Below are 17806 nucleotides of genomic sequence, written 5' to 3' on the forward strand. Positions count from 1 at the left end.
CTACATTGATGCAAATTTGCATCAACTTATGAGCCATGAATTGGGACGATACCCGCATCTTTCTCGCCTTGACCCGCACCCACTCCCTGCGCGCCGCAGCGCGCAGCCTGGGCGTCGATCAGGCGACGGTCGGGCGACGGCTGAATGCGCTGGAGTCCGAGCTGGGGGCCAAGCTGTTTCTGCGCGCCAAGGATGGATACCTGCTCACGGCCGCTGGCGAGACGGCGTTGGCTGCGGCGCGGCGCATGGAGAGTGCGGCCATGGATCTGCGCAGCAAGATTGAGGGGCAGGACGAAAACCCCAGCGGCATCGTCCGTGTGACCGCCACCGATTCGATCGCCATCGACCTGTTGCTACCTGCCGTCGAGCGTTTGCAGCAGCACTGGCCAAACATCCGCGTGGACCTGGAAGTCTCCACCCAGCTGCTCAGCCTCGGTCGCAGGCAGGCGGATATCGCCTTTCGCAACGTCCGGCCCGAGAGTCCTGAACTGGTGGTTCGCCGCGTGGCTTCGTGGCCCGTGGGGTTGTTCGCCAGCGAGGGCTATCTGGCCCGTTTTGGCGAGCCAGTTGTCGACGACGAGTTGCGCGGCCATCACCTGGTGGCCTACGGGCCTTATCTGGAACAGGGGCCATTCCTGAGCATGGCCGGAGTGCTTGCACGTCAGGCCAGGATAGCCATGTCGGTCCGTTCCAGTCTGCTGGTTCGCGAGGCAGTGGCCGCAGGCATAGGCCTGGGTGAAATGCCGGTGTGGATGGGGGAGCGGGAAGGTCTGGTGCGTATCTGGCCGCAACGCCGGCGACCGAACGACTACGAAGTCTGGCAGGTCATGCATCCTGATCTCCAGCGCACGGCCAGGGTTAGAGCTGCGGCACAGTTTCTTGGAGATGCGTTTGACGTTCAAGCGGTCGGCATAGGATGAAGCAGGTGGAACACTCTCCCCTGCCAGCAACTGGTTCATGGCTTCCAAGGGGCATGGACTTTATATTCAGGTCGGCTGGCCTCCAGCCAGCGTGTACGCTAGCCCCATGCCCGAAAGTCCTAAAAAAGTTCGCAAGTCTCAGATCCCCGAAGACTGGCCGCAGCCCTTGCCGCAGAGTCAGGAGGCGCTCGATCAGTTCATCGATGCCCTGCTGCTGGAGGACGGGCTTTCGCGCAACACCCTGTCCGCCTATCGCCGCGACCTGACGGCGGCTGCGCGCTGGCTGGCGCAGTTGCAGCCGCCCAAGGCGCTGGATGCAGCGCTGGAAGCGGATTTGCAGGGCTACTTCACGGCCCGAGTGGAGGGCACCAAGGCCACTTCCTCGAACCGGCGGCTGACGGTCCTGCGTCGCTACTTTCACTGGGCGCTGCGCGAAAAGCGCATCGCTGCCGACCCCACGGTGCGCATGCTGGCGGCCAAGCAGCCGCCGCGCACGCCCAAGACCCTGACCCAGGAGCAGGTCGAGGCCCTGCTTGACGCACCCGATGTGGAGACTGCGCTGGGTCTGCGCGATCGCGCCATGCTGGAGCTGATGTATGCCAGCGGTCTGCGCGTCAGCGAGCTGGTGGGTGTGCGCATGCATGAGCTGGACTTGCGCTCAGGCGTGCTGCGCGTGACGGGCAAGGGGCGCAAGGAGCGGCTGGTGCCGTTCGGTCAGGAGGCGCAGCACTGGCTGGAGCGCTATCTGCAGCAGGCGCGGGCGGCGATTCTGGGAGGGCAGCAGACCGAAGAGGTGTTTGTGACCCAGCGCGGCGCGGGCATGAGCCGCGTGATGTTCTGGGTCATCGTCAAGAAATGTGCGCAGATTGCGGGGATCAACTCACCTCTCTCACCGCATACGCTGCGCCATGCATTTGCCACGCATTTGCTCAACCATGGCGCCGATCTGCGCGTAGTGCAGATGTTGCTGGGACATGCCGATATCTCCACCACCACCATCTATACCCATGTGGCGCGCGAGCGGCTCAAGGCCCTGCACGCCGAGCATCACCCACGCGGCTGAGCAGGTCTAGACAGCCGGGCTGGCCAGTTGCAGGTGGTAGAGCCCCCAGACGGCGGCAGGAAAGCGTTGCTTGACGGGCAACTGGCCGAGCTCCGGAATCTGATGGGCAGCAAAAATGGCCCAGAGCGGGCCCACGCCGCCCATGGCCAACGGCACGCCGTCCAGCTGAGTGGCGATCAGCATGCGCCAGCGCACGGCCTGGGCGAGCGGTATCTGGCTGCGATAGCCGTCTATGCCCTGCAAGGTCAGCTGCAGGCCTTGAGCCATGGCCTGGCCCACATCCACGCCGGCGGCCTGCAGCACCTGCTCCAGCAGCGGGCCTTGCAGGCTGTGCTCGGCTTCGTCGTATTCAAGCGTGGTCCTGAGCGTCTGCTGCTCCAGGCTGTTGAGCGCATCCATGCCGCAGGACCAGGCTGCATCGAACAGATAGCCATGCATGATCAGCATGCGGTCCGCCACGGGCTGAGGCTTGCCACGATTGGCTTGCACGCCGGGGCCGCTGATGGTGAGCACCGCGGGTTGCAGACCATCGAGCACGCAGGGACGCGAGGCCTTGCGCGTGGTTGTGGCCGATGCGGGCAGGGCCATGGCGCCCAGTGCAGCGCCCGCAGCACCGCCTTGCAGCAGCAGGGCGCGACGTGATAGAGGGTTTTGTTCTGCCATGGGTGCTTTCTCTGTGGTGATGGCTGCAGTCTAGCGAGAAGGCCTGCGGACGTCATTGCGGCACGCTGGCGAAGACGCCTGTCTGCTGCATTCTTGGTCTATATGAGTGTTTGAAGTTTTATTTTGATGTTTTCTGTCCAATGAATTGACGAATCGTCGTTCAAATCAACCTGGGAATTCACTTTGGTCAAAAATGCAGGTCTTGATTTTTGGATTTCGAGTGATGACTAACTTTCTGCGTCGCAGCATGCTGACCTGTGCCCTGGCAGCCGTGCTGCCTGCCACCCTGTCCCTGAATGTCCAGGCGGCCGACAAAGCCGACGCGGCTGGCTGGCCCAGCCGTCCCATTCGTCTGGTGGTGTCCTATCCTGCCGGGGGGGTGAGCGATGTGGTGGCCCGTGCCCTGGGTGAAAAGCTGTCGCAGTCGCTGGGCCAGTCGGTGGTGATCGACAACAAGGCCGGTGCGGGTGGCGCGATTGGCCTGGATCAGGTCGCCAAGTCCAATCCCGATGGCTACACGCTGGGCTTTTCGTCCATCAGCCCGCTGACGCTGAGTCCCCATCTGGGCAAGCCGCTGTTCGATCCGCACAAGGATATCGTTCCGGTGGTCAGCGTGATGTACTCGCCCGTGCTGCTGTTGGGAACGACCCGTCTGACTGCCAAGAGCTTTCCCGAGCTGATGACCCAGGCCAAGGCCCATCCCGGCGATGTGCGCTGGGCCACGGCCGGTCTGGCGTCGCTGGGACACATCATGCTCGAGCAGATTGCCGATCAGGGCAAGGTGCAGATCACCCATGTGCCCTACAAGGGCGGCGGCCAGCAGCTCAATGACGGCCTGAGCGCACAGTTCGAGGTGCTGTCCACGAATGCCGGCCCGGCCGTGATGCAGCATATCAAGGCCGGCAAGTTCAAGGCCCTGGCCGTGGGCGCTCCGGCGCGTCTGGATTCGCTGCCTCAGGTGCCCACGCTGGCCGAGCTGGGTTACAAGAACGCCAACACCACATCGGTCTTCGGCATCTTTGCTCCTGCGGGTGTGCCCGCAGCCGTGCTGGCTCGACTGAATGCCGAGGTGAACAAGGCGCTGGCGCTGCCCGAGATTCGTCAGCGTCTGGAGGCCACGGACAATGTGCCGACCGGCGGCAAGGCTGCGGACTTTGCCAGGCAGATCGAGGCCGAGTCCAGGTCCAACGCCCAGATCATCAAGGCTGCAGGCATCCAGACCAACTGATCGGGACACTCTGCAATGACAAAGGGCTTGCGGTCACATTGGCCGCAAGCCCTTTGCCGTTATGCGCAGCAAGCGCATCGACTCAGATCACTTCGCTGGTCAGGTTGTCGGCCCAGCTCAGCGCCTGCAGATGGGCCCAGTTGACCTGATGGTTGGACAGCTGCAGCGCATTGGCAGCGCGGGCAAAAGCCGCTTCGTCGCCGGACTCGCAGGCGCGCGTCAGTTCCAGGAAAGGCGCAAAAACGCCCTGGTTGTGTACCAGAGCATCGACCACGGACTGGGGCAGGGCGACGGATTCCAGGGCCTTGGCCATGGGCTGGCTGAGCATCACATCGAGCAGCGAGAAAACGCCTACGACGAATGCGTGGTCGCACTCTTCGGGGGGCAGCAGCTCGGCGGTCAGCAGTTCCATCAGGCGACCGCGCACCACGGCTGTCTGGCCCACGGCCGGCGGTGTGCCGCCGGCGCGCGAGGTGGTCAGCAGCAGGGCCGCCCAGCGGAACAGCTTTTTGAGTCCCAGAATCATTACCGCGTGCCGGAAGGAGGTGATTTCGCAGGACAGGCCAAAGCCCGAGCTGTTGATGAAGCGCAGCAGGTTGAAGGACAGTGTGGGGTCCTTCTTGAGCAGCTCTTCGATCTCTTCCGTGGTGGCCTGCTGGCGCACCAGGTTGATGAGCTGGATGATGGTGGTCTGCGTGGGGCGGATGGTGCGCGCCTGCACGAGCTGGGGCTGGGCGAACCAGTAGCCCTGGAACAGCTTCACGCCCAGACCCCGCATGTGCTCGAACTGCTCGGCGGTCTCGACCTTCTCCGCCACGATCTGGGCACGCGTGTAGGTCTGCGCAAACTTCACCAGTTTTTCGGCATGCTCGAGTGCAAAGCTCTGCATGTCCAGTTTGACGAAAGACGCCATGGGCAGCCAGGACGCGTAATTGCGGCGCAGCAGGTTCTGGTCAAAGGCCAGGCGAAATCCGCGTTGGCGCAGAGCTGCGAACGTGGGCAGGCAGGCCTCGATGTTTTCCTGCGTGGCATCGGCGGGCAGTGCCGGCACTTCCAGCACCACGCGGTCGGGGTGGATCAGCTCCAGGTGGCCGCCGCTGAGACTGTCATGGGTGCAGTTGATGAAAACCGTCTTCTTGCCCACCAGAGCCTCGGCACCGGCGTAGGACAGGGCGTTGAACAGCAGCGCTGCATCGGATGCCGCCGTATGGGCGTTATGTGCCACCGAGCGGTCAAACAGCTCGTAGCCATACACATCCCGTTTTTCATCGACGATGGCCTGGCGCGCGATGCTGGCCATATTGGCCTCGTCCCTGTCTGTGACGGGGCCGGCAGGCGGTGAAGAGGCGTTGGTGTCAGATGTATCCATGTCGGTTGTCGCTTGGGGGTGAGGGGAGGGCGCTGTCACTCGGACAGGCACTCCGTCCAGCTCAGCGCCTGCAGGTGTGCGCGATTGATGTCCCGGTGCTCCAGCTCCAGGCTGCAGGCGCTGCGGTCGAACTGCTCCTGGTCATGGCTCTCGCAGGCCTTGGTGAGCATCAGCAGCTCGCCCAGAATGCCCTCGTGATGCAGCAGTGCGGCAGAGACCGACTCGGAGACCGGAATCAGTGCCAGTGCCGCAGGCAAGGGCATGCCCAGCATGCGGTCCAGCATGGAGAACATGCCGCAGATAAAGGCAAGGTCGGCGTCGGTGTCGGTCAGCGAGTGCCTGGCCAGCAGCTCCATCAGGCGGCCGCGAATCACGGCGGTCTGGCCCACCGCCGGTGGCGGTCCGCCATCGCGGGCGGCTGTCAGCAGCATGGCGGCCCAGCGAAACAGCTTGTTCAGGCCCAGCAGCATCACCGCCTGCTTGAACGATGTGATCTTGCGATGGGCCCCGAAGCTGGCCGAGTTGATAAGGCGCAGAAGGTTGAAGGCCAGCGCTGCGTCCTTCTTGAGCACTTCCTCGATCGCGTCGGTGCTGGCCTGCTCGCGCACCAGCGTCAGCAACTGGATGATGCTTTGCTGCGTGGGGGTCAGCAGGCGGGTCTGCATCACGGTGGGGCGGGCGAACCAGAAACCCTGGAACAGCTCGATGCCCAGGCGCTGTCCCAGCTCGTGCTGGTGGGCGCTCTCGACCTTCTCGGCAATCAGCTCGGCGCGTGTGTGGCGATTTGCAAACTTGACCAGCACCGTGAGCTGGTCCGGCGCAAGCGTGGAAAGATCGAGCTTGATGTAGTCGGCCAGCGGCAGCCAGGCCGCGTACACCGACTCCAGCACCGTGTGGTTGAAGGCCAGATGAAAGCCCTGGTCCTTGAGTGCCAGCAGCGTGGGCAGCCGGGCCACCACTTCGTGCGCGGCAGCATGGCCCAGTGGGGGGATCTCCAGCACCACCTTGTCGGCCGGCAGCAACTCCAGATGCTCGCCGGTCAGTCCTTCGTGGGTGCAGTTCACGAACATGAGCTTGGTGCCGACCAGATCCTCTTCGCCCGCATGCGTGAGGGCCGCGAAGATCAGCGTCGCGTCTGAGGCCATGGTGTGACCATAAGGCGAGCGCGAGCGGTTGAACAGCTCGTAGCCGATGATTTGCTGCAGCCCGTTGACAATGGGCTGGCGTGCAATCATGCCTTTGGACAGGTTGCGCGGCGAGGCGAATGCCTGGTCCTCTATGGTTTGTTCACTCATTGCTGCATGACATCTGTGTGAGAAATGGTTGGCGGTACCGGTTATTGTAAGAATGAGCCGATCATAGTGTCAGCTGCATCCGTTCAGGCAGTTTGCGCGAACAACTTCGGCAGGCGGCCCCGAACAGGCGGTTGATTCTTGATTCGAGTCAAGAAAAAAGCCTAGATCTGCTGCAGCCAGGCGATTTCGGTCGCGGTGAAGCCTGCGGCGCGGCGTGCCCTCTCATTGAAGGGCGGACGAAGGCGCGGTGCTTCATAGCGCTGCGTCAGCTCCAGGTACAACGATTCGGGATCCAGACCGTTTTTCTCGCACAGCCAGCGATACCAGTGGTTGCCGATGGCGACATGGCCGACTTCCTCGCGCAAGATGATGTCCAGGATGTCGCAGGCAGCCAGCGCGTCGGGCGCATGGGTGTTGCGCAGCTTGTTCTGGATCTGCGGCGTGGCGTCCAGGCCGCGCGCTTCCAGGGTTCTCGGCACCAGGGCCATGCGGGCCACGATATCGCCGGCCGTCTTTTCGCACATGGTCCACAGGCCCTGGTGGGCCGGGTGGTCGCCATAATCCTGTCCATGGTGCTGGCGCAGATGGTTGCGCAGCAGGCGGAAATGCCTGGCTTCCTCGGCTGCCACCTGGAGCCAGTCGTGGTAATACCGCTCGGGCATGCCGTCGAAGCGCCAGATGGCGTCCAGCGCGAGGTTGATGGCATTGAACTCGATGTGCGCAATGGCGTGGATGAGGACGGCCCGACCTTCGAGCGTGGCCGGTGAGCGGCGCGCCACGGCCGTGTGGTGCCTGAGCTCGGGCCTGGCCGGGCGACCGGGCAGATCGGCTTCGGCAAGGCCCAGCACAGGGGCGGTTTCTGCGATTGAATAGAGAGCTTTTTGCGTATACAGATCAATGGCTGCAGCCGCTTTTTGTTCAGGGTCTGCAAAGCACAAGACCTCCAGCGCGCGATGACGTAACTCCATCCCTACAATTCTAGGTTCTATAAAGAGACAAGCCACTGGGAGACAAGCACATGGCAATTTACGAGCTCGACGGCGTTGCGCCGCAGATTGACGAGACTGCCTGGGTGGCCGACAGCGCCGAGGTCATGGGTCGCGTCACCCTGGACAAGGATGCCAGCGTCTGGTTCGGAACCGTCATTCGTGGGGATGCCGAAAACATCCGCATCGGCGCGGGATCCAACATCCAGGATGCCAGCGTTCTGCATGCCGATTTCGGCAAACCGCTGACGGTGGGTTGCAATGTGACGGTTGGCCACCAAGTAATGCTGCATGGCTGCACGATTGGCGATGGCTCGCTCATCGGCATCGGTGCAGTGGTGCTCAACGGCGCCAGGATCGGCAGGAACTGCCTGGTGGGCGCAGGCTCGCTGGTGACCGAGGGCAAGGAGTTCCCCGACGGCTCGATGATTCTCGGCAGTCCTGCCAAGGTCGTGCGCGAGCTCTCGCCGGAGCAGATCGAAGGTCTGCGCCAGAGCGCCAGGAACTATGTTGAAAATGCTCGCCGCTTCAAGCGCGGCTTGCGCAAGCTGGGCTGAGAGCCCGGCTTTTTACCGGAATCGATTAGCGTGTCTGAACTGCATAAATTCATTTTTGACGGCCTGCCCGTGCGTGGTGCCATCGTTCGCCTGACTGAGTCCTGGCAGGAGATCCTGAAGCGCCGCGCCGGCAACCAGGATACCGGTGCCTATCCCGAGGCCGTCAGCACCTTGCTGGGCGAGATGACGGCAGCCGGCGTGCTCATGCAGTCCAACATCAAGTTCAATGGCGCGCTGGTGTTTCAGGTCATGGGGGACGGTCCGGTCAAGCTGGCCGTGGCCGAAGTGCAGTCGGATCTGAGCCTGCGCGCCACGGCATCGCTGGTGGGCGAAGCCCATCTTCCGCTGCGCGGCCAGCTGGCTCCGCTGGCGGAACTGGTCAATGCCCATGGCGGGGGCCGCTGTGCCGTCACGCTGGATCCCAAGGACCGTCAGCCCGGCCAGAATCCCTATCAGGGCGTGGTTCCGCTCAACGATGCCGCCGGCGGCCGCTTCGAGCGTCTGTCGGATGCGCTGCAGTTCTACATGATGCAGTCCGAGCAGCTCGACACCGTGATGGTGCTGGCCGCCAATGACCAGATCGCTGCCGGCCTGATGCTGCAGCGCATGCCCGTGAAGGGCGAGGCGAATCTGGCCGCCGCCACCGAAAGCGGCGAGTCCGAGCACGATGCCCAGGGCCTGAACGAGGAGTACAACCGGATTGCCACGCTGGCCTCCAGTCTGACGCAGCAAGAGCTGCTGACATTGGATGTGGAAACCATTTTGCGGCGCCTGTTCTGGGAGGAGAAGCTGCTGCGCTTCGCTCCGCAGGCCGACGATCAGGCTCCGCGTTTCGCCTGCACCTGCAGCCGCGACCGGGTGGCTGCCATGCTGGTGTCGCTGGGCGAGGAGGAGGTGGACTCCATCGTGGCCGAACGCGGCAAGATCGAAGTGGGTTGCGACTTCTGCGGCCAGCAATACCAGTTCGACGCCATCGATGCGGCGCGTCTGTTCACCGATGTGCAAAAGCAGCCTCCCAGCTCCAGCGCCGTGCAGTAAACCTGTCCGGGGGAGCTTGACCTTGCAGGCCCTTGCAGCGGGGGCTGCATGCGGCCAGGGGGCCGGGCACGGGAGCCCAAGGAGGTATCAGGCTGCCTCGGGCATCCTCAGCGGTCGTTTTTCAGGGATTCGAACAGCGCCAGCTCGCACTCGGGATCACCGCACTGCTCGCACGCCTTGCGGCGAATTCTCTGGCTGGAACTCCACGGGTTCTGTCTTGAGATCCAGTCCCAGTCTGCGGTCGGTGCTGTGAATTTGAGAGATGCGGCCAGTTGCTGCCATTGGGCGGACGGCCTGCCGTAGAGCATCACATAGCTCTGTGCGCGTGCGTGCAGCAGTTCACGCCACCGGCTGATCTGCTGCGCGATGGCGGGTTCCGGGTCGGCATCGCGCCAATCCTGTCCCAGCACATAGACCAGGGCATCGGCCGGCCATTCATCACCGGGCACAGGGGCCATGCATTGCCACGGGCTGGTCATGCCCGCATCCAGGCGGGCCTGCAGCAAGCCATGCGCCATGCTGCGCGCCAGGGCATGGGGAGCGCCCAGCAGCAGCACCGTGGGCGCAGGAACAGCAAAGCCAGCGCGGGGCTGGCTTCGGGACGGAGCGGGCGCCGGATCAGCGCCTGGAAACCTGAATATAGATTTCATTGGGTTTGACCATGCCCAGCTCGTAGCGGGCCTTTTCTTCCACGGTGGACAGGCCGTCCTTGAGGTCGTTGACCTCGGACTGCAGCCTGTCGTTTTCCGACTTTTCGAGGGCGTTGGCCGCGTACTGGTCGTCGATCTGCTGCTGCAGCTCGCGCACATAGGCCATGCTGCCATTGCCCAGCCAGAGCTGGGCGTGAATGGCGGTCAGCAAGACCAGCAAAGTGACGCAGACGACGCGGTTGACCATAGAAAAACCTGGTGGAATCAAGGGCAAGCGCCAGGCCGCAACCGGCCTCGGGTGCTTGCTTCAGCCCTGCACTTTAGCGCAGGTTGTAGAAGGCGGCGCGGCCAGGGTACTCGGCCACGTCGCCCAGGTCTTCCTCGATGCGCAGCAGCTGGTTGTACTTGGCGATACGGTCGGAGCGGCTCATGGAGCCAGTCTTGATTTGACCCGCATTCAGGCCCACGGCGATGTCGGCAATGGTGCTGTCTTCGGTTTCGCCGGAACGGTGCGAGATCACGGCGGTGTAGCCGGCGCGCTTGGCCATCTCGATGGCGGCGAAGGTCTCGGTCAGGGTGCCGATCTGGTTGATCTTGATCAGGATCGAGTTGGCGATGCGCTTTTCGATGCCTTCCTTGAGGATCTTGGTGTTGGTCACGAACAGGTCGTCACCCACCAGCTGGACCTTGGAGCCCAGGCGCTCGGTCAGAATCTTCCAGCCATCCCAGTCGCCTTCGTGCATGCCGTCTTCGATGGAGATGATGGGGTACTTGTCGCACCAGCCGGCCAGCATGTCGGTCCACTGCGTCGAAGTCAGCGTCATATTGCCTTCGCCGGCCAGCACGTACATGCCGTCCTTGTAGAACTCGGATGCTGCGCAGTCCAGGCCCAGGGCGATCTGCTCACCGGGCTTGTAGCCGGCCTTCTCGATGGCTTCGATGATCAGCTGGATCGCGGCTTCGTGGTTTTCCACGGAAGGCGCGAAGCCGCCTTCGTCGCCCACGGCGGTGGACATGCCCTTGTGGTGGATGATGGCCTTCAGCGCGTGGAAGACTTCGGCGCCCCAGCGCACGGCTTCACGGAAGGTGGGGGCGCCCACCGGGATGATCATGAACTCTTGCAGGTCCAGCGAGTTGTTCGCGTGGGCGCCGCCGTTGATCACATTCATCATGGGAACCGGCAGCTGCACGCCGCCCATGCCGCCGAAGTAGCGGTACAGGGGCAGACCGGCCTCTTCGGCAGCGGCGCGGGCCACGGCCATGGAGACAGCCAGCATGGCGTTGGCGCCCAGGCGGCTCTTGTTGTCGGTGCCGTCGAGGTCGATCAGGGTCTTGTCGAGAAAGGCCTGCTCGGAAGCGTCCAGGCCCAGCACGGCTTCGGAGATTTCGGTGTTGATGTGCTCCACAGCCTTGAGCACGCCCTTGCCCAGGTAGCGGCCCTTGTCGCCGTCACGCAGTTCAATGGCTTCGCGCGAACCGGTGGACGCGCCCGAGGGCACGGCGGCACGGCCCATCACGCCGGATTCCAGCAGCACGTCGCATTCAACGGTGGGGTTGCCGCGGCTGTCCAGCACTTCGCGACCTACGATGTCAACAATGGCACTCATTGCATTTCCTTTGGGTTTCTGAAATCGGTACGTGCAGGCTGACTTCATTCATGAAATCACGCCCAAGCGCTTGTGCATAAAGCGCAAGCTGCTATCAAAATTGTGAAGCCGACTCTTCTCCACATGCTGCGCGCGCGCCGTGCACGCGACGAGTATGGAAGAGGCTGCGGCGGCTATTGTGCACAAATTTGGTGGGCCGCTTTTGCCTTGACGTGTTGCAGCCGTCGAATTTCTTGCGCAATACGTTTCTGTGCAGGCATTCGGACACAAAAGCGGATACCCAAAAGGCATGACGCCACGCACCATCGTGTCGGGCATGCCGGGGTGCATCATCGGTTCAGGCGCCGGGGGCCGACTGGGGGCGGGCAGGGCGCACGGGCTTGCCCGCCTGCAGCGAGGCCGTCATGCCGGTGCCGGAGCGCTGTGCAAACATGCTCAGGCCTGGAAGTGGTCTTCCAGGAAGCCGTTGCGCTTGGTCACATCGTCCAGCGCCACCAGGGTCTCCAGCAAGGCCTTCATGTGCTTGAGCGGAACGGCATTGGGCCCGTCCGACAGGGCGTTGCAGGGGTCGGGGTGGGTTTCCATGAACAGGCCCGCCACGCCCACGGCCACGGCCGCACGCGAGAGCACGGGCACCATTTCGCGCATGCCACCGCTGGAGGTGCCGTTGCCGCCGGGCAGCTGCACGCTGTGGGTGGCGTCGAACACGACAGGGGCGCCGGTTTCGCGCATGATGGCCAGCGAGCGCATGTCGCTGACCAGATTGTTGTAGCCGAAGCTGGCGCCGCGTTCGCAGGCCGTGAAGCTGTCTGCGGGCAGGCCCGCTTCCAGGGCCGCAGCGCGGGCCTTGTCGATGACATTCTTCATGTCATGCGGAGCCAGGAACTGCCCCTTCTTGATGTTCACGGGCTTGCCCGACTGGGCCACGGCGCGGATGAAGTCCGTCTGGCGGCACAGGAAGGCGGGGGTCTGCAGCATGTCGACGACAGACGCCACATGAGGCACTTCGGCCTCGGTGTGCACATCGGTGAGGATGGGCACGTTCAATTCCTTTTTCACCTTGGCGAGGATCTCCAGGCCTTTTTCCATGCCGGGGCCGCGAAAGCTGGTGCCCGAGGAGCGGTTGGCCTTGTCGAAGCTGCTCTTGAAGATGAAGTGGATGCCCAGCGAGGCGGTGATTTCCTTGAGTTGCCCGGCCACGTCCATCTGCAGCTGTTCGGATTCGACCACGCACGGGCCGGCGATCAGAAAGAAGCGTTGGTCCAGACCAATATCAAAGCCACAGAGTTTCATGGTGGGTTCCTTTTTTGCATGCCGTGCATGCTTCAAAAACTGAAGCTGCCAGCGCTCTTTATTGAATGATTTCAGCATCATCTGATGCTGAAATCATTGATTTTCAAGCGCTGGCAGCTCCTATTCCAGGATCGATTCCGAAGGAGGGGAATCAGGCCTTCTTGCCCGCCTGGGCCTTGTTGTCCATGGCTGCCTTGATGAAGGCGTTGAACAGCGGATGACCATCCCAGGGGGTGGACTTGAACTCGGGGTGGAACTGCACGCCGATGTACCAGGGGTGGACCTTGGCGGGCAGCTCGACGATTTCGGTCAGCTGTTCGCGCTGGGTCAGGGCCGAGATCACCAGACCGGCATCGCGCAGCTGGTCCAGATACTGGGTGTTGGCTTCATAGCGGTGGCGGTGACGCTCGGTCACCACGTCGCCGTAGATGCTGTGCGCCAGCGTGCCCTTCTGCACGTCCGAGGACTGCGCGCCCAGGCGCATGGTGCCGCCCAGGTCGGAGTTCTCGTCACGCGTCTTGATCGTGCCGTCAGCGTCCTTCCACTCGGTGATCAGTGCGATCACGGGGTTGGGTGTGGCGGGGTCGAATTCCGTGGAGTTGGCGCCTTCGAGGCCGGCCACATGGCGGGCGTACTCGATGGTGGCAACCTGCATGCCCAGGCAGATGCCCAGGTAGGGCACCTTGTTTTCGCGGGCGAAGCGGGCCGTCGAGATCTTGCCTTCCACACCGCGCGAGCCGAAGCCGCCCGGCACCAGGATGCCGTCGTAATCCTTCAGCAACTTGGTGGCATCCGCGTCGTGGATGGTCTCCGAGTCCACATGCGTGATCTTCACGCGCACATGGTTGCGCATGCCTGCGTGCTTGAGCGCTTCATTGACCGACTTGTAGGCATCGGACAGTTCCACGTACTTGCCCACCATGGCAATCTTGACTTCGCCCTGGGGGTGCTCGGTCTCATAGACCAGATCGTCCCAGCGCTTGAGATTGGTGGGAGGCGTGTTCAGGCGCAGCTTGTCGCAGATCAGGCCGTCCAGACCCTGTTCGTGCAGCATGCGCGGCACCTTGTAGATGGTGTCCACGTCCCACATGGAGATCACGCCCCACTCGGGGACATTGGTGAAGAGGGAAATCTTGCTCTTTTCCTCTTCAGGCACCTGGTGCTTGGCGCGGCACAGCAGTGCATCGGGCTGGATGCCGATTTCGCGCAGCTTCTGCACGGTGTGCTGGGTGGGCTTGGTCTTGAGCTCGCCCGCCGTCTCGATGAAGGGCAGGTAGGTCAGGTGCACAAAGGCCGAGTTGTTGGGGCCGAGTTTGAGCGCCAGCTGGCGTGCTGCCTCCAGGAAGGGCAGCGACTCGATGTCGCCCACGGTGCCGCCGACCTCGCAGATGGCCACATCCACTTCGTGGTCGGTGCCCAGGCCCGCGCCGCGCTTGATGAATTCCTGGATTTCGTTGGTGACATGGGGAATGACCTGCACGGTCTTGCCCAGATAGTCGCCACGGCGTTCCTTTTCCAGCACGGACTGATAAATGCGGCCCGTGGTGAAGTTGTTGCTCTGACGCATGCGCGTTTCGATGAAGCGCTCGTAGTGGCCCAGATCCAGATCGGTCTCGGCTCCGTCATCGGTCACGAACACTTCGCCGTGCTGGAAGGGGGACATGGTGCCCGGGTCCACGTTGATGTAGGGATCGAGCTTGATGAGGGTGACTTTGAGACCGCGCGATTCCAAAATCGCAGCAAGGGAGGCTGAGGCGATTCCCTTACCTAGGGAAGACACCACACCGCCGGTGACGAAGACGAACTTGGTCATGTCTTTTTTTGGTGGTGGTAAAACAGGATTATAGGTGCGCCACGAATTTCGGCGTGGCGTACAGGGATGCTTCTGCGGCGGCAAAGCCGCTCAGGTCTGATAAATTGCGCAGCATGAATGACGTGTTCGCAGGCAAACATCTGGTGCTGGGTCTCTCCGGGGGCGTGGCTTGTTACAAATCGGCCATGTTGTGCCGCCTGCTGGTTCAGGCCGGTGCCACGGTGCAGGTGGTCATGACGGAGGCAGCCGAGCAGTTCATGACGGCCGTCACCATGCAGGCGCTTTCTGGGCGCGCAGTCTACACCTCCCAGTGGGATGTGCGCGAACCCAACAACATGCCCCATATCAATCTGAGCCGGGAGGCCGATGCCATTCTCATCGCGCCCTGCAGCGCGGACTTCATCGCGCGCCTGGTGCAGGGACGCTCGGACGAGCTGCTCAGCCTGATGTGCCTGGCCCGTCCCATGGAGAGCGTGCCCCTGCTGCTGGCTCCGGCCATGAACCGCGAGATGTGGGCCCATCCTGCCACCCAGCGCAATCTGGCCCAGGTTCAGGCCGATGGGGCCCTGGTGCTGGGCGTGGGCAACGGCAGCCAGGCTTGCGGCGAGACCGGCGACGGCCGCATGCTGGAGCCCGAGGAGATCATGGAGGAGCTGGCGGCTCATTTCACGGCCAAGAGCCTGCAGGGACACCATGTCCTGGTGACGGCCGGCCCGACCTTCGAGGCCATCGATCCGGTGCGCGGCATCACCAATCTGTCCAGCGGCAAGATGGGCTTCGCGATTGCCCGTGCGGCGCGCGAGGCGGGTGCCCAGGTCACGCTGGTGGCCGGCCCCGTTCATCTGCCCACCCCGCGCGGCGTGACGCGCGTCGACGTGCAGTCGGCACGCCAGATGCAGCAGGCCGTGCAGTCCCTGGTCGCGGGGGCGTCGATTTTCATCGCCACGGCCGCCGTTGCCGACTGGCGGCCGGCCGAGTGTTCCGACCGGAAGATCAAGAAGGACGGCTCGGGCGAAGTTCCGACCCTGGACTTTGTCGAGAATCCCGACATTCTTGCCGGAGTGGCCCAGTCCGAGCAGGCCCGCTCGGGCAGACTGTATTGCGTGGGCTTTGCGGCTGAAAGCCATGACCTGCTCAAGCACGCCAGTGCCAAGCGGCTGCGCAAGAGCGTGCCGCTGCTGGTGGGCAATATCGGCCCCGCCACCTTTGGCAAGGACGACAATGCCTTGCTGCTGATCGACGATCGGGGCTCCAAGGAGCTGCCCCATGCCGGCAAGGACGTGCTGGCGCGTCAGCTGGTCGATGAAATTGCGCAGCGCCTGAGCGCCCAGCGTGCCTGATCCGTGACCCCAGGAGTCCGAACATGAATCTCTCCAGCTATGAAGGCCCTCGCAATGGCGACTATGTGGCCTATGTGGACCAGCTGATGCGCGCCAGTCCCGAGTACCGTCGCACGCTGCGCAGCATCGACGGAGCGATTCAGACTGCGGTCGTCACGCCGGGCTCCCAGGGCGCTTCGCCCATGTCCCAGCTGCGCAACGGCTTGCAGAAGGCGCGCGACATGGCCGAGCAGGCGCAGCAGATGCAGGGTGCGCGCAGCACGGCGGGCGGCAGAGCGGTCCAGCGCCCGGCGGCTGCACGGCGCCAGGATGCCGCAGTGACCAAGCAGGAGGCGCAGCAGCGCTTCAAGACCATGGAGCGTGAGATCGAGGCGCAGAAGGCCGGTACCGGCCGCAAGCCCTGGGTGTCTCCGGGCTCGCTGGCGCTGATTGTGGGCGGGGTGATCCTGTCGCAGTTCATCCAGGGTTTTGGCGTGCTGCTCGCCCTGATGGGCCTGATGTCGGCGGTGGGCGGCGTCCTCAGGCGCCTGCAAGGCCGCTGACAGGCGTCCAGCGCCGGCACCTGCCCGGCAGCGGGCACAATGGCGCCCTTCAGGAAAACCGCCGGCGGTTGCACGCAGCTGCCGCATGGAAGGCAAGGCCCGTCCCTCGGGCCTTGTTTCAGCACAGACAAAACGAGCCAGATCCCTATGAACGTTGATGTAAAGATTCTCGATGCGCGCCTGCGCGACAACCTGCCCGCCTATGCCACTCCCGGCAGCGCCGGCCTGGACCTGCGTGCCTGCATCGATGCGCCCCTGACCCTGGAGCCCGGTCAGTGGCAGCTGATTCCCACCGGCATGGCCATGCACCTCAAGGATCCCCATTACGCGGCGCTGATCCTGCCGCGCTCGGGCATGGGCCACAAGCATGGCATCGTGCTGGGCAATCTGGTGGGGTTGATCGACTCCGATTACCAGGGGCAGCTCATGGTCAGCGCCTGGAACCGCTCGCAAACCGCCTTCACGCTGCAGCCCATGGACCGTCTGGCCCAACTGGTCATCGTGCCCGTGGTGCAGGCCCGCTTCAACCTGGTGGATGACTTTGACCACGCCAGCGAGCGCGGCGAACGTGGCTACGGCTCCACCGGCAAGCAGTAAGCCTGCCAAAAGGCACGGCCCTCGCGCGACATGAGCCGCAAGTCCCGCAACCGCTCTGCTGCCTGGACCCAGGTGCAACTGGGCCGCGACCAGCACATGCGGCGGTGCCTGCAAAAGCGCCACTGGCTGCGTCTGCATGCCGCACTGACCGGCGGCCTCAGTCTGGCTGCCATGTCCCTGATCAGTCTGTGCCTGCTGCATGCCGGCGTGCACAGCATGGGGCTGCGCTACGGGCTGGCGCTGGCCTGCGGCTATCTCCTCTATCTGCTGTTGGTCCGCGTGTGGGCAGGCTGCATGCTGCGCCGTGACTGGAATACGGGCGATGTGCCGTCCGATGGCCCGGGCTTCGGCGGCGGATCGGGCAGTGCCGACGCTGGGGCCCTTGAAAGCGGGCAGGGGGGCTCCTACGGCGGCGGGGGCGCCGGCGGCAGTTGGGAGGCGGGCGCTGCTGTGCCCGAGGTCGCGCCGGTGTCATCGGGCGTGGAGCTGCCCGATGTCGATGTGTCGGGTCTGGACGCGCTGGATGAAGGTGCCGTCGTGATCGTTCCGGTGCTGCTGGTTTTTGCCGCCCTGTTGGTCGCGGTCACGGGCATGGGCTCGCTGGTGTGGCTGGTGTTCGGTGCCGATCTGTTCCTGACTGTGGCCGTCGAGGTGGCGTTCGCGCTGCTGATGACCCGCACCCTGTATGTGGTGGAGCGCGAAGGCTGGCTGCCGGCGGCGCTGCGCATCAGCTGGAAGCCCGTGCTCGGGGCCCTGGTCACGGCCGTGGCGCTGGGGGCTCTGGCCGATTGGCTGTTTCCCGAGGCCGATACGCTGGCGCAGCTGCTGCGCAGCCTGTGATCGAC

At 63.7% G+C, this 17806-nt stretch carries 18 protein-coding genes; 9 read left to right on the forward strand and 9 right to left on the reverse strand.

The annotated features are described in order from the left end of the window. Positions 1–35: 35 nt before the first annotated feature. Together E2583_RS22265 and xerD are read left to right on the forward strand one after the other, a co-directional pair. Positions 36–920, forward strand: coding sequence for a LysR family transcriptional regulator (locus E2583_RS22265; RefSeq protein WP_291598757.1), 885 nt, complete (start codon positions 36–38; stop codon positions 918–920). A 106-nt stretch (positions 921–1026) separates the two neighbouring features. Further along, positions 1027–1983 carry a site-specific tyrosine recombinase XerD gene (gene xerD / locus E2583_RS22270; RefSeq protein WP_291598758.1) on the forward strand — a complete coding sequence of 319 codons (957 nt, stop codon included), beginning with the start codon at positions 1027–1029 and terminating at the stop codon, positions 1981–1983. A 6-nt stretch (positions 1984–1989) separates the two neighbouring features. Here xerD and E2583_RS22275 read toward each other — a convergent pair whose 3' ends face one another. Further along, on the reverse strand, positions 1990–2646 hold the full coding sequence (locus tag E2583_RS22275) for a molybdopterin-dependent oxidoreductase (RefSeq protein WP_291598761.1): 657 nt from the start codon (positions 2644–2646) through the stop codon (positions 1990–1992). Positions 2647–2869: 223 nt separating this feature from the next. On the opposite strand from E2583_RS22275, the gene E2583_RS22280 reads away from it, so the two are divergent. Beyond that, positions 2870–3874, forward strand: coding sequence for a tripartite tricarboxylate transporter substrate binding protein (locus tag E2583_RS22280; RefSeq protein WP_291598762.1), 1005 nt, complete (start codon positions 2870–2872; stop codon positions 3872–3874). Positions 3875–3956: 82 nt separating this feature from the next. On the opposite strand, the gene E2583_RS22285 is transcribed toward E2583_RS22280, so the two are convergent. The 3 genes from E2583_RS22285 to E2583_RS22295 all read right to left on the reverse strand — a co-directional run bounded on the left by E2583_RS22285 (position 3957) and on the right by E2583_RS22295 (position 7506). Next, positions 3957–5243: an EAL and HDOD domain-containing protein gene (locus E2583_RS22285; protein WP_291598764.1), complete on the reverse strand. Its 1287-nt coding sequence runs from the start codon at positions 5241–5243 to the stop codon at positions 3957–3959. Positions 5244–5278: 35 nt separating this feature from the next. Next, positions 5279–6538, reverse strand: coding sequence for an EAL and HDOD domain-containing protein (locus E2583_RS22290; RefSeq protein WP_291598765.1), 1260 nt, complete (start codon positions 6536–6538; stop codon positions 5279–5281). 161 nt (positions 6539–6699) lie between these two features. Continuing rightward, positions 6700–7506 carry a ferritin-like domain-containing protein gene (locus E2583_RS22295; RefSeq protein WP_291598767.1) on the reverse strand — a complete coding sequence of 269 codons (807 nt, stop codon included), beginning with the start codon at positions 7504–7506 and terminating at the stop codon, positions 6700–6702. A 50-nt stretch (positions 7507–7556) separates the two neighbouring features. Here E2583_RS22295 and E2583_RS22300 point away from each other — a divergent pair, with 50 nt between their 5' ends. Together E2583_RS22300 and E2583_RS22305 are read left to right on the forward strand one after the other, a co-directional pair. Further along, on the forward strand, positions 7557–8081 hold the full coding sequence (locus E2583_RS22300; RefSeq protein ID WP_291598769.1) for a gamma carbonic anhydrase family protein: 525 nt from the start codon (positions 7557–7559) through the stop codon (positions 8079–8081). A 30-nt stretch (positions 8082–8111) separates the two neighbouring features. Continuing rightward, positions 8112–9119: an Hsp33 family molecular chaperone HslO gene (locus E2583_RS22305; RefSeq protein WP_291598771.1), complete on the forward strand. Its 1008-nt coding sequence runs from the start codon at positions 8112–8114 to the stop codon at positions 9117–9119. 107 nt (positions 9120–9226) lie between these two features. Here the strand turns inward: E2583_RS22305 and E2583_RS22310 are convergent, their stop codons facing one another. The 5 genes from E2583_RS22310 to E2583_RS22330 form a co-directional block, all read right to left on the reverse strand. Further along, positions 9227–9769 carry a hypothetical protein gene (locus E2583_RS22310; protein WP_291598773.1) on the reverse strand — a complete coding sequence of 181 codons (543 nt, stop codon included), beginning with the start codon at positions 9767–9769 and terminating at the stop codon, positions 9227–9229. Further along, positions 9738–10016: a septum formation initiator family protein gene (locus E2583_RS22315; protein ID WP_291598775.1), complete on the reverse strand. Its 279-nt coding sequence runs from the start codon at positions 10014–10016 to the stop codon at positions 9738–9740. Before E2583_RS22315 ends, E2583_RS22310 begins: the two co-directional genes overlap by 32 nt. Before the next feature lie 73 nt (positions 10017–10089). Then, positions 10090–11376: a phosphopyruvate hydratase gene (eno, locus tag E2583_RS22320; protein ID WP_291598776.1), complete on the reverse strand. Its 1287-nt coding sequence runs from the start codon at positions 11374–11376 to the stop codon at positions 10090–10092. A gap of 435 nt (positions 11377–11811) precedes the next feature. Beyond that, on the reverse strand, positions 11812–12669 hold the full coding sequence (gene kdsA / locus E2583_RS22325; RefSeq protein WP_291598777.1) for a 3-deoxy-8-phosphooctulonate synthase: 858 nt from the start codon (positions 12667–12669) through the stop codon (positions 11812–11814). A gap of 151 nt (positions 12670–12820) precedes the next feature. After that, positions 12821–14482 carry a CTP synthase gene (locus E2583_RS22330; RefSeq protein ID WP_291598779.1) on the reverse strand — a complete coding sequence of 554 codons (1662 nt, stop codon included), beginning with the start codon at positions 14480–14482 and terminating at the stop codon, positions 12821–12823. 113 nt (positions 14483–14595) lie between these two features. Between E2583_RS22330 and coaBC the strand changes: the two genes are divergently transcribed. The 4 genes from coaBC (at position 14596) to E2583_RS22350 (ending at position 17801) form a co-directional block, all read left to right on the forward strand. Then, on the forward strand, positions 14596–15822 hold the full coding sequence (gene coaBC / locus E2583_RS22335; RefSeq protein ID WP_291598780.1) for a bifunctional phosphopantothenoylcysteine decarboxylase/phosphopantothenate--cysteine ligase CoaBC: 1227 nt from the start codon (positions 14596–14598) through the stop codon (positions 15820–15822). Positions 15823–15845: 23 nt separating this feature from the next. Next, positions 15846–16364 carry a hypothetical protein gene (locus E2583_RS22340; protein WP_291598782.1) on the forward strand — a complete coding sequence of 173 codons (519 nt, stop codon included), beginning with the start codon at positions 15846–15848 and terminating at the stop codon, positions 16362–16364. A gap of 147 nt (positions 16365–16511) precedes the next feature. Continuing rightward, a complete protein-coding gene (dut, locus tag E2583_RS22345; protein WP_291598784.1) occupies positions 16512–16961 on the forward strand; it encodes a dUTP diphosphatase in 450 nt (149 codons plus the stop codon). A gap of 30 nt (positions 16962–16991) precedes the next feature. Further along, a complete protein-coding gene (locus E2583_RS22350; protein WP_291598786.1) occupies positions 16992–17801 on the forward strand; it encodes a hypothetical protein in 810 nt (269 codons plus the stop codon). Positions 17802–17806 lie beyond the last annotated feature (5 nt).

Source organism: Comamonas sp. (assembly GCF_009360615.1).
Lineage (GTDB): Bacteria > Pseudomonadota > Gammaproteobacteria > Burkholderiales > Burkholderiaceae_C > Comamonas.

Coding starts and splice junctions, on each gene's coding strand:
- kdsA (WP_291598777.1), bottom strand. CDS start 12,669: ATGAAACTCTGTGGCTTTGATATTGGTCTGGACCAACGCTTCTTTCTG.
- E2583_RS22300 (WP_291598769.1), top strand. CDS start 7,557: ATGGCAATTTACGAGCTCGACGGCGTTGCGCCGCAGATTGACGAGACT.
- E2583_RS22295 (WP_291598767.1), bottom strand. CDS start 7,506: ATGGAGTTACGTCATCGCGCGCTGGAGGTCTTGTGCTTTGCAGACCCT.
- coaBC (WP_291598780.1), top strand. CDS start 14,596: ATGAATGACGTGTTCGCAGGCAAACATCTGGTGCTGGGTCTCTCCGGG.
- E2583_RS22275 (WP_291598761.1), bottom strand. CDS start 2,646: ATGGCAGAACAAAACCCTCTATCACGTCGCGCCCTGCTGCTGCAAGGC.
- E2583_RS22310 (WP_291598773.1), bottom strand. CDS start 9,769: ATGAAATCTATATTCAGGTTTCCAGGCGCTGATCCGGCGCCCGCTCCG.
- E2583_RS22330 (WP_291598779.1), bottom strand. CDS start 14,482: ATGACCAAGTTCGTCTTCGTCACCGGCGGTGTGGTGTCTTCCCTAGGT.
- dut (WP_291598784.1), top strand. CDS start 16,512: ATGAACGTTGATGTAAAGATTCTCGATGCGCGCCTGCGCGACAACCTG.
- E2583_RS22265 (WP_291598757.1), top strand. CDS start 36: ATGAATTGGGACGATACCCGCATCTTTCTCGCCTTGACCCGCACCCAC.
- E2583_RS22340 (WP_291598782.1), top strand. CDS start 15,846: ATGAATCTCTCCAGCTATGAAGGCCCTCGCAATGGCGACTATGTGGCC.
- E2583_RS22280 (WP_291598762.1), top strand. CDS start 2,870: ATGACTAACTTTCTGCGTCGCAGCATGCTGACCTGTGCCCTGGCAGCC.
- xerD (WP_291598758.1), top strand. CDS start 1,027: ATGCCCGAAAGTCCTAAAAAAGTTCGCAAGTCTCAGATCCCCGAAGAC.
- E2583_RS22290 (WP_291598765.1), bottom strand. CDS start 6,538: ATGAGTGAACAAACCATAGAGGACCAGGCATTCGCCTCGCCGCGCAAC.
- E2583_RS22315 (WP_291598775.1), bottom strand. CDS start 10,016: ATGGTCAACCGCGTCGTCTGCGTCACTTTGCTGGTCTTGCTGACCGCC.
- eno (WP_291598776.1), bottom strand. CDS start 11,376: ATGAGTGCCATTGTTGACATCGTAGGTCGCGAAGTGCTGGACAGCCGC.
- E2583_RS22350 (WP_291598786.1), top strand. CDS start 16,992: ATGAGCCGCAAGTCCCGCAACCGCTCTGCTGCCTGGACCCAGGTGCAA.
- E2583_RS22285 (WP_291598764.1), bottom strand. CDS start 5,243: ATGGATACATCTGACACCAACGCCTCTTCACCGCCTGCCGGCCCCGTC.